General features: G+C 70.0%; 6 protein-coding genes and 1 pseudogene. All 7 read right to left on the bottom strand.

What is annotated here, in order from left to right:
• Window positions 1-40: 40 nt before the first annotated feature.
• Window positions 41-1,741 (bottom strand): NAD(P)-binding protein, encoded by a 1,701-nt coding sequence (locus GZ997_RS06165; protein WP_162679259.1) that lies wholly within the window; start codon window positions 1,739-1,741, stop codon window positions 41-43.
• A gap of 1 nt (window position 1,742) precedes the next feature.
• Window positions 1,743-2,873, bottom strand: a complete 1,131-nt coding sequence (locus tag GZ997_RS06160; protein WP_161923933.1) for a thiamine pyrophosphate-dependent enzyme — start codon at window positions 2,871-2,873, stop codon at window positions 1,743-1,745.
• Entirely contained in the window at window positions 2,870-4,078 is a 1,209-nt protein-coding gene (porA, locus tag GZ997_RS06155) for a pyruvate ferredoxin oxidoreductase (protein ID WP_161923932.1), read from the bottom strand. The genes GZ997_RS06160 and porA overlap by 4 nt, the downstream gene beginning before the upstream one ends.
• Window positions 4,068-4,700, bottom strand: coding sequence for a 2-oxoacid:acceptor oxidoreductase family protein (locus GZ997_RS06150; protein WP_162679258.1), 633 nt, complete (start codon window positions 4,698-4,700; stop codon window positions 4,068-4,070). Before GZ997_RS06150 ends, porA begins: the two co-directional genes overlap by 11 nt.
• A 622-nt stretch (window positions 4,701-5,322) precedes the next feature.
• On the bottom strand, window positions 5,323-8,019 hold the full coding sequence (acnA, locus tag GZ997_RS06145) for an aconitate hydratase AcnA (RefSeq protein ID WP_162679257.1): 2,697 nt from the start codon (window positions 8,017-8,019) through the stop codon (window positions 5,323-5,325).
• Window positions 8,020-8,219: 200 nt separating this feature from the next.
• Window positions 8,220-9,689, bottom strand: coding sequence for a class I SAM-dependent RNA methyltransferase (locus tag GZ997_RS06140; protein WP_162679256.1), 1,470 nt, complete (start codon window positions 9,687-9,689; stop codon window positions 8,220-8,222).
• Window positions 9,686-11,118 (bottom strand): annotated as a pseudogene (locus GZ997_RS06135) (amino acid permease); the annotation flags it as partial. The gene GZ997_RS06140 and the pseudogene GZ997_RS06135, both read right to left, overlap by 4 nt.

Here is an 11,118-nt window from a genome sequence, read left to right as displayed (position 1 = left end):
GACTGCGGCGCCGCAGTCCCACCACCGAACCAGATTGCCGTCAGCTCAGCTCCGGGACCATCTCGATGGCGCCGCAGGGGCACTCCTCCACGCAGATGCCGCAGCCCTTGCAGTAGTCGTAGTTGAAGGCGTAGCGCTTGCCGGGCTCCAGCTTGATGACGGCATTGTCCGGGCACACCCCGAAGCAGTTGTCGCACTCGAAGCAGTTTCCGCAGCTCATGCAGCGCCGTGCCTCGAACAGGGCGTCATCCGCGTCCAGTCCCTGGACCACCTCGTCGAAGGTCTGGGAGCGGCGGGCCCCCTCCAGGCGCTCGCGCACCTGCTGAGGCGCGTCGGAGTAGTACCAGGAGTTGATGGCGCCGATGTCGGCGAGCCGGTGGCGCTCCGGGTGCTGGTAGACCTCACCGCGCAGGTAGGCGTCGATGGCGCGGGCGGCCTGCTTGCCATGCCCGATGCCCACCGTGACGGTGCGCTGGGAGGGCACCATGTCACCGCCGGCGAACAGTCCCGGGTGACCGGTCATGAACTGCTCATCGACCTGCACCACGCCGTCCTCAATGGTCAGTCCCTCCACTCCGTCGACCAGGCCCAGGTCGGACTCCTGTCCCAGGGCGAGGACCAGGGAGTCGGCGGCCAGGTCCTCGAACTGACCGGTGGGCTGGGGGAAGCCGGTCTCGTCCAGCTCCATCTTCTCGATGCGCAGCTGGCCGGCGTCGGCGTGCTGGACGGTGGACAGCCACCGCATCTGGATGCCCTCCTCCAGGGCCTCCACCACTTCGGAGTCGTGGGCTGGCATGCGGTCGCGGGTGCGCCGATAGACGATGATCGCCTCCTCGGCGCCCAGGCGCTTGGCGGTGCGGGCGGCGTCGAGAGCCGTGTTGCCGCCGCCGTAGACCACCACGCGCCGCCCCAGCATGAGCTGGTCGGCGGCGTCGGCGCCGGCCTCCCGGTCATCCTCCACATCCCTGAGCAGGGTTACGGCGTCGAGGATGCGGGCGGCTTCACCCGCCGGGATGTAGGTGCGCCGCCCGACCTGGGCGCCGATGGCCAGGAACACGGCGTCGAACTCGCCGGAGTCCAGCTCGGAGGAGATGTTGTCCACCTTGCTGTCCAGGATGAAGCGGACCCCCATGCCCTCGATGCGGGTGATCTCGGCGTCGAGCACGTCGCGGGGCAGGCGGTAGGCGGGGATGCCGTACCGCATCATCCCGCCCGCCTTGGGAGCAGCGTCACGGACCGTGACGGCGTGGCCGCGGCGGCGCAGCTGGTAGGCGGCGCTGAGCCCGGCCGGGCCGGCCCCGACCACCAGCACGTGCTTACCGGTATCCGGCGCGCACGGGTCGGGCTGCCAGCCCCGGCGCAGCGCCTCGTCACCCAGGAAGCGCTCGACGGCGTTAATGCCGACGGCCTCGTCCACCTTGCCGCGGTTGCAGGCGGTCTGGCAGGGGTGGTAGCACACGCGGCCCATGACGGCGGGCAGCGGGTTGTCCCGCATGAGCGTGCGCCAGGCCCGCTCGTAGGAGCCGTCCTCGGCGTCGTAGAGCCATTTCTGAATGTTCTCCCCCGCCGGGCAGGCGTCGTTGCAGGGTGGGAGGAAGTCACGGTAGACCGGGCGTTCCACCCTCCAGGCGCCGGTCTTATTCGCCAGGGAGGAGGCGGTGTCCAGGGTGATGGCGAAGGGACGGACCTTCCCGGTGCCGGCCCCGGCGGGAGCGGCTTCAGGAGTCGAAATGGTAGTCATGTCAGTCCTCCTTGGGGGCGTCGTTGAGGTCGGCGCGGGCCCCCAGGGTGGAAGTGGCGCCGGTGGCCTCGTCGTTCAGGACGGGGACCGCTTCGGGATGCCCCAGCAGGCCGTAGCGACGAATGTTGCGGTCGGCGAGGGCCTGGAGACGGCCGATCGTCTGCTCGTCCCTGGTGGGGCGGAACAGGTGTGCGAAGCGGCGCTGGAGCACCAGGTAGTCCTCCACCGGCACCTGGCGGCGGATGGGACTGACCCCGGTGACCTCGCCGTACTCGGCCTCGAAGACGGGGAAGAGCCCCGACTCCACGGCCAGGCGGGCGATGCGCACGGTGTGGGAGGACTTCGCGCCCCAGCCCAGGGGGCAGGGCACCAGCACGTGGATGTAGCGCGGGCCGTGCATGCCCATGGCGTGAGTGACCTTGCGTTCCAGATCGTGCAGGTCCGCGACGGTGGCGGTGGCCACGTAGGGGATCTCATGCGCCATGGCGATGCGGGGCACGTCCTTGCCCTGGCCGAACACGTTGCCCGGGGCGTCTCCCACCGCCTGCGTGGTGGCAGTCCGGGCCGCCGGCGGGGTCGCGCCCGAGCGCTGGACCCCGGTGTTCATGTAGGCCTCGTTGTCGTAGCAGACGTACAGGACGTCGTCGCCGCGCTCGAACATGCCGGAAAGGCAGCCGAAGCCGATGTCGACGGTGCCGCCGTCGCCGCCCTGGGCCACCACCCGGATGTCGTCGCGGCCCTTGGCCCTCAGCCCCGCGGCCACGCCGGTGGCCACGGCAGGCGCGTTGCCGAACAGGGAGTGCAGCCAGGGCAGGCGCCAGGCGGACTCCGGGTACGGCGAGGAGAAGACCTCCAGGCAGCCGGTGGCGTTGACGGTGACCAGGCTGCCTCCGGCCTGCTCGGCCGCCGCCGTGGCGGCGTCGAGCACGTAACGGGCGCCCAGCGCCTCTCCGCAGCCCTGGCAGGCGCGATGCCCGGAGGTGAGCGTGTTGTTCCGCTCCCGGCTGGACTGGAGGGAACGGACCTCCGGCAGGAGCCGGTTGCCGACGGCGAAGGAGCCGACCTGGTAGAAACGTGTCCGTCCGCCTGACTGCTGCGGTGCAGCGGTGGGAGTGGTCGACGTCGTCGTCATGATGCTGCTCCTTCCGTACGGGGACCGACGGCCGCCAGGTGGGCGGCGACGGTGGCCTCATCCAGGTCCAGGAACTCCAGCGGGGCGAGCTCGCCACGATCGGCGCGGCGCAGTACCTCCACCAGGGAGGCCGAGGTGATGTCGCGCCCTCCCAGGCCCGCGGCGACCGTGGTCAGGGCGACTTCGCCGGCACGATCCCACAGGACGCGGCGCAGGTCGTCCTCAACGACGCCACCGCGCCCCAGGGAGAAGGCGCGCTCCAGGCTCACCACCCGCTTGGCCCCGGCCAGCGCGCGCGCCATGGCGGCCTCTGGGAAGGGCCGGTAGGAGGTCAGCGCCACCAGGCCCACCGGTACGCCGTCGTCCCGCAGGGTGTCGACGGCGTCCTTGAGCGTGCCGGTCACCGAACCCAGAGCAACTACCACGGTTTCAGCCCCCTCGGTGCGATAGGTGTGCAGGAGGCCGCCGGACTGCCTGCCGAAGGCCGCGGCGAACTCCCGGCCCACGCGTTCAACCACCTCGACGGCGGCCTGCTGCTTGCGGTGTGCCAGGTAGCGGACCTCGGTGAAGGCCTCGGGTCCCACCATGGCGCCGATGGTGACGGGGTCCTCCGGGTCGAGCGTCTGGACGGGTTGGAACGGGGGCAGGAAGGCGTCCACCTGCTCCTGCTCGGGCACGTCCACGCGCTCGACGGCGTGGGTGAGGACGAAACCGTCCATACAGACCATGACCGGCAGGCTCAGCTCCTCGGCGATGCGGAAGGCCTGGACGTGCAGGTCGGCGGCCTCCTGGTTGTCCGCGGCGAACAGCTGCAGCCAGCCGCTCTCGCGCTGACTCATGGTGTCGGACTGGTCGTTCCAGATGTTGATGGGACCGCCGATGGCGCGGTTCGCCACGGTCATGACGATGGGTAGGCCCAGGCCGGAGGCGTTGTAAACCGCCTCCACCATGTACAACAGGCCCTGGGAGGCGGTGGCCGTGTAGGCGCGGGCGCCCACGGCGCTGGCGCCAATGGCTACGGACTGGGCGGCGAACTCGGACTCGACGTTGATGTACTCGCAGTCCAGCTCCCCCACCTTGACCAGACGCGAGAGCTCCTCAACGATGTGCGTCTGCGGCGAGATGGGATAGGCGCACACCACGTCCGGGCGGCAGGCGGCCACGGCGGCCGCCACCGCCTTTGATCCCTCGATTTCACGCAGCACCGGCGTCCTCCTCCTGATCTTGGGCAGTCCGGTCCTGGAGCTCGGTGGGCCTGCCGACCAGCTTGTCCGCGACAATCGCGTGTGCGGCCCGGGCAGCGGCGATGTTTCGCTCACCGACCTTTCCCGGGAAGCGGTCCGCAATGGCGGCGCACACGGCCTCGATGCCGAGCACATCGGTGATGGCGGTGAAGGCCCCGAGCAGGACGGCGTTGGGCAGGGGGCGTCCCAGGTGCTCCATGGCCAGATCCGTGGCCGGCACGGTCAAGCGGTGCTCCGCGGGGACGGCACCCACCATGGCCGGGGCCAGGTTAAAGGCCTCAAAGGGCTTGGCGGAGTTGATAAGCGCATACCCTCCCGGGCGCAGGCCGGCGAACACGTCGATGGCGCCCAGCAGGGTGGGGTCTTGGATGATTACGGCGTCCGGGGTGCGAACGGGTTCGTGAGTGCGGATCGGACGGGTGTCGATTCGGCAGTAGGAGACCACCGGGGCTCCCGTGCGCTCGGACCCGAAGGACGGGAAGGCCTGGGCGTGTCGGTTCTCCTTGAAAGCGGCGTACGCGAGCAGGTCCGCCGCTGTCACCACCCCCTGGCCTCCGCGACCATGGATGCGGATCTGGAACATTGGGCCTCCTCGCCCGGTACCTGTCGGCGCCGTATTCACTCACCTGTCACTTTAGGACGCTAAGCCCGACTCGTGAGTGCGCTCACACGGCATATTCAGAGATACCGCACATTAGTCCTGACATTCCAAAACCAGCAGTCGGCCTCACCGATCGACCGGTCGACCTGACCGCATGCCCATTGCAGGCGAGATCAGGCCAACCGGTCGAATCCGCGATTGCGTGCAGCTGGAGACGACGCACCGGAATCCGCGCGACCCGCAGTCTGCTGACTGCGCGAATCACAGTCCTGCAGGACTCGCCCAATAACCGCGTGACCGCGCCAAAAAGGCAACGTTTTAATCCCGTAATTGCCGGTGCGCAGCAAGACTTGACCTCCCGGCAAGGCGGTCTCCCTCGCGTGCGCCACAATCACCGGCGACAGCGGCACGCTCACGGCTCGGGACTCTGGGCTCCCCCACGCGCGACCGCCGCATGCCGCATCCGCAGTATCCCGCCGCCGGGCCAGCCACCCCGGCGTCCCGGCTCATCCGAGGCCCCGAGCCGCCCCGACGTCGCGCGGAGGCATACCGCGGATGCCGGGGCTGCCCCGCCGGCAGGAGAAGCGGAGGACGGAGCCGTGCCCTACCGCTGCTCGCCGCGGGCCAGGCCGCGCAGCACGTACTGCAGGATGCCGCCGTTGCGGAAGTAGTCCGCCTCACCGGGGGTGTCAATGCGCACGGCAGCCTCGAAGGTGACCTGCTCCCCGTCGTCACGCCGGGCGGTAACCGTCACCGTGCGGGGGGTGACGCCTTCGTTGAGGGCGGTGAGCCCGGTGATCGCGAAGGTCTCGGTGCCGTCCAGGCCCAGCGATGCGGCCGAGTCGCCGGCGGGGAACTGCAGCGGGACCACGCCCATGCCGATCAGGTTGGAGCGGTGGATGCGCTCGAAGGACTCGGCGATGACCGCCTTGACCCCGAGCAGGGCCGTGCCCTTGGCCGCCCAGTCGCGCGAGGAGCCGGAGCCGTACTCCTTGCCGCCCAGCACCACCAGCGGCACACCCGCCGCCTGGTAGGCCTGGGAGGCGTCAAAGATGGACTCGGTCTGGCCGGTGAGGAAGTTGCGGGTGTAGCCGCCCTCAACGCCGTCGAGCAGCTGGTTGCGCAGGCGGATATTGGCGAAGGTGCCGCGAATCATGACCTCGTGGTTGCCGCGGCGCGAGCCGTAGGAGTTGAAGTCCTTGCGTGCCACCCCGTGCTCAGCCAGGTAACGGCCGGCCGGGGAGTCTCCCTTGATGGCGCCTGCCGGGGAGATGTGGTCGGTAGTCACCGAGTCGCCCAGCAGGGCCAGCACGCGGGCTCCGGTCACGTCCTCCACGGGCGTCAGCTCCATGGTCAGGCCGTCGAAGAAGGGGGCCTTGCGCACGTAGGTCGAGTCCTCATCCCAGGTGAAGGTCTCCCCCTCCGGGGTGTCCAGGCCCTGCCAGCGCGCGTCGCCGGCAAACACGTCGGCGTAGTCACGGGTGTACATCTCCCGGTCGATGGTGGCGTCAATGACGGCCTGCACCTCGGTGGGGTCGGGCCAGATGTCGGCCAGGAACACGTCCCGGCCCTCACGGTCCTGCCCCAGCGGCTCGGTGGCGAAGTCGAAGTCCATGGTGCCGGCCAGCGCGTATGCGATCACCAGCGGCGGGGAGGCCAGGTAGTTCATCTTCACGTCGGGGTTGATGCGCCCCTCGAAGTTGCGGTTGCCGGACAGCACCGAGACGACCGCAAGGTCGGCTTCATTCACGGCCGCGGACACCTCGGCGGGCAGCGGCCCGGAGTTGCCGATGCAGGTGGCGCAGCCGTAGCCGACCAGGTTGAAGCCGAGCTCGTTCAAGGCGGGCCACAGCCCGGCCTTCTCGTAGTAGTCGGTGACCACCTGCGAGCCGGGGGCGGTGGAGGTCTTCACCCACGGCTTGGAGCGCAGTCCCTTGGCGACCGCGTTGCGGGCGAGCAACCCGGCCGCCACCATCACCGACGGGTTGGAGGTGTTGGTGCAGGAGGTGATCGAGGCAATGGCCACATGCCCGTGGTCCAGGGTGACCTGCGTGCCGTCCGCCAGGGTCACCGGCGTGGGCTTGTGGGACTCGGCGGCATAGGTGGGCAGGATCTGCTCGAAGGCGGGCTTTGCGCCGGACAGCTCGATGCGGTCCTGGGGCCGCTTGGGGCCGGCGATGGAGGGCACCACGGTGGACAGGTCCAGCTCCAGGTACTCGGAGTAGGTGGCCTGCCGGGACGGGTCGTGCCACAGGCCCTGGGCCTTGGTGTACTCCTCGACCAGGCGGATGTTCTCCTTGGAGCGGCCGGTCAGGCGCAGGTAGTCCAGGGTGACATCATCGATGGGGAAGATCGCCGCGGTAGAGCCGAACTCGGGGCTCATGTTGCCGATGGTGGCACGGTTCGCCAGCGGCACCGCGGCCACGCCCTCGCCGTAGAACTCCACGATCTTGCCGACCACACCGTGCGCGCGCAGCATCTGGGTGATGGTGAGCACCACGTCGGTGGCGGTGGCGCCGGCGGGAATGGCGCCGGAGAGCTTGAAGCCGACCACGCGCGGGATCAGCATGGACACCGGCTGACCGAGCATGGCGGCTTCCGCCTCGATACCGCCCACGCCCCAGCCGAGCACGCCCAGGCCGTTGACCATGGTGGTGTGGGAGTCGGTGCCCACACAGGTGTCCGGGTAGGCCTGAGTGACAGGGGCGCCGTCGACCCCGGTGGTCTGGCGGGTGAAGACGGTGCGGGTCAGGTACTCGATGTTGACCTGGTGCACAATGCCGGTGCCCGGCGGCACCACGCGGAAGTTCGCCAGCGCGCCCTGGCCCCAGCGCAGGAACTGGTAGCGCTCGGCGTTGCGCTCATACTCGCGCTCCTTATTGCGTTCCAGGGATGTGGACAGGCCGAAGGAGTCGATCTGAACGGAGTGGTCAATGACCATCTCGGCAGGAGCCAGCGGATTAATGACCTCCGGATCACCGCCCAGCTCCGCCACGGCCTCACGCATCGTGGCCAGGTCAACGATGCAGGGCACCCCGGTGAAGTCCTGCATAACCACGCGCGCTGGGGTGAACTGGATCTCTGTGTCTGGCTCGGCGGCGGGATCCCAGGAGGCGAGCGCGCGCACGTGGTCGGCGGTGACGTTGGCGCCGTCCTCGGTGCGCAGCAGGTTCTCCGCCAGGACCTTCAGGGCGTACGGCAGCCGTTCCAGGCCGTCGACGGCGTCCAGCCGGAAGATCTCGTAGGGGCGGCCGTCCACATCTAGGGCGGCGCGGGAGTGGAAGGTGTCAAGACTCGTCAAGTTCGTTCCTGTTCATCCTGGTGCGCACCTGCGCACGGGCTGCACTGAGGCGGGTTGACTGGCGGCCACGGTAGTAGACGAAGTTTCATCCGTCGGCAACCTGCGGCAGGACGGCCCCACTGCGAAAACCCGCCCACGCGGCATACGCCACGCGGGAGTTACGAAATAGGTCCGTCCGTCCCGCCCGGGCCGGGTGGCGTTCAGCCGCGCTGGAGTACGGCGATGGTTTCGAAGTGGTGGGTATGGGGGAACATGTCCAGGGCACTCATCGCCGCCAGCCGATAACCGGAGCTGATGAAGCCGCCCAGGTCGCGCGCCAGCGCCGCTGGATCGCAGGCAACCAACACGACCCTGCGCGGCTTCAAGTCCGCCACCGCCTGGATTATTCCGCGACCGGCGCCCTGCCGGGGCGGATCGAGCACTACGACGTCGGCGGTCTCCCCGGCCGCGGCACCGCCCGTTGCAAAGCGCCCCAGCTCCGCCACCGCCGCTGGCGTGACGCGGCCGGCAGTCAGTTGCGCACCCGCATAGTCGTGCAGGACGCGCCGGGCGTCGCCGACTGCCTGCCCGCTGCCCTCCAGAGAGTGCACCGCCCCGGTCAACGCTGCCAGTGGGAGGGTGAACAGCCCGGCCCCGGCGTACAGCTCGAGCACGCGTACGCCTGCCGCCCCTGCTGGATCCAGTGGTGCGTCAGTGGGGCCGGAGCCCATGGCGGTCGCATCCTCGGCGAGGGCGGCACGCACAACCCGGTCGACGAGCACGCTCGGGGCCTCACGGTGCGCCTGCCAGAAGCCGTCAGCGTGCACCGAGTAGTGCAGTTGTCCCAGCCCCAGGCCCGTGGCGTCCACGACCTCGCCGACGCGCCGTCGGCGGGTTGACCGGCCGGCCCCGGTCAGCACGGTCACGTGCCGCCCCGCGCGGCCGCTCTCCTCCAGCAGGACCAGCGGCTCCCCCTCGCTGGGAGCCACCGCGGCAATACGCATTCCCGGGCGGAAGTGCTTGCGCCACAGGGCACGCTCGGTCAGTCCGAGTTCCTGGATGGCACGCACCGCCAGCGGCAGCTCCCGCACCGGCAGGACGTTGCCGCTGCGGAAGCCGTGCATGCCGGCCACACCGGTCTCGGTGACGGTCAGCGATACGCGGGTGCGGGTGCCGGCACCGGCGCGTTCACGCACCCGCGGGTTCGGGTCCGCTTCGGCTGCCGCATCGCCGGGCATGGGCTCGACCGGCACGGCGTCCCCGGCGGCACCGGGCAGGGCGGATACGGCGGCAACGACATCTGCGCCGCCGATGCGGCGTAGGCAATCGGCTAGCACCCACCGCTTCCAGGTGCGTTGCGCGGGCAGGGCGACGTGCGACAGCTCCCCACCGCCAACTCCCCCGGGGCCGGCCTCCGCCCAGAGCGGGCGCACCCGATCGGGCGAGGCGGACAGTACCTCTACGGCGTCGGCACGCCAGATCTTGGAGTTCTTCTCCGTCATCACCGCCCGCACCTGCTCACCGGGCAGGGCATGGCGGACGAACACCACGTGCCCGGAGGGATCGTCTAGCGGGCGGGCAACGCAATGCCCGCCGTGGGCTGGGGCCCCTACGGCAAGGGTCAGGTACTCCGGGGTCGTCGGCGCGGGGGCCGGCGGGCGGGGCGGGGCGTTACGGCGGCGGGGGGTCATGCGTTCTCCTGCGTCTGGGACTGGTGGCGGAATTCCGGTTCCCGTGAGCCGGCGGGTCTGCGGCCGATGGCGACGTGCGTATTGTCCCGGTCCGACGGCGCACCCAGCCACCAGGGCACCGGGGCGACCACCACTCCGGGGGTGAGCCGCAGAGCCGCCCTCAGACGTTGCGCGGTCCGGTTGTGCAGAGCCTGCTCCCACCAGCGCCTCGGCCGGTACTCGGGCAGGAATACTCCTACCAGTTCCCGGGGCGAGTCCGCCCGCGCGCTGCGCACATAGGAGACCACGGGGTCGATAACGTCGTGGAGCGGCGAGTTGAGCACCGTGAGCGGAACGGGCAGCTCGGCATCCGCCCAGTCCCGCAGGAGCTGGTCAGCGGCACCGTCGCCCACATCCACGGTAACGGCTTCGATGGAGGACGGCTGCGTGGACAGGGCGTAGTTCAGTGCTCTCAGGGCCGGCCGGTGCAGGCGGGAGACCAGGACGACGGCGTGTAGGCGTGCGGGCGTCAACCGGGGGGTATCCGGGCCGCTAATGGCAATCTCCCGGTCGAAGCGCCGGTAATGGCGGCGAATACCACTCATGGCCAGGTACAGGCCCACCAGTACGGCCGAGGCGATGACCGGGGCGGCCCAGGCGCCTTGGGCAAGGCTGGTCGGCACCAGCAGCAGCAGCGCAGCGCCGGTTAACACCGCGCCAACGCTGTTGATGATCCGCGAGCGCCGCACACGGCGGCGGATGGTGGGGTCGGTGGCCGTGGCCAGCTGCTGGTTCCAGTGGCGCACCACGCCGATTTGCGCAAGTGTCAGGGAGATGAGCAGGCCGACGATGTATAGCTGTACGAGGCGGCTGACGCTTGCCTGGCATCCGGCTATGAGGGCGACTGCCCCGACCCACAGCACGATGGCGCGCCGCGCATAGGCCGGACGGTCGCCGCGCCGCGAGAGTCGGCGGGGCAGGAACTGGTCGCGGCCGAGCGCCCCGGCCAGTGCGGGGAAGCCGCTGAATGCGGTATCGGCCGCCAGAACCAGAACGAGGCCGGTAGTTACGCTCACGAGGTAGAACATGGGCGGGAAGCCGGCGAACACGGCGGCGGCGATCTGCGCCAGTACAGGCTCCTGGTGGTACTCCGCGCCCAGTGGCGCCCCATGGTCCAGCAGCCCGGTTGCGGGGTCTGCGGCGAGACGCACGCCGACGGCGCCTGCGAGGTGCATCACGCTCAGCAGCATGGCGCCGGTGATGAGCCCGAGCATCAGCAAGGTGGTGGCGGCGTTCCTGGACTTGGGCCGGCGGAAGCCGGGCACGGCTCTGACGATCTCCCCCACGCCGGTCAGGGCGACGCCGCCCAAGGCCCAGGCCCGCAGGATGAGCAGGACGCCGGCCAGGCCGGTCAGCCCCTGCTCCCAGCCGTCCTGAGAGGCCAACTCGT

This window comes from Actinomyces sp. 565 (assembly GCF_010365615.1).
In the GTDB taxonomy this organism is placed as follows: domain Bacteria; phylum Actinomycetota; class Actinomycetes; order Actinomycetales; family Actinomycetaceae; genus Actinomyces.
The sequence above is the reverse complement of the archived record's forward strand: the minus strand, read 5'-3'. Positions and strand labels throughout refer to the sequence as shown.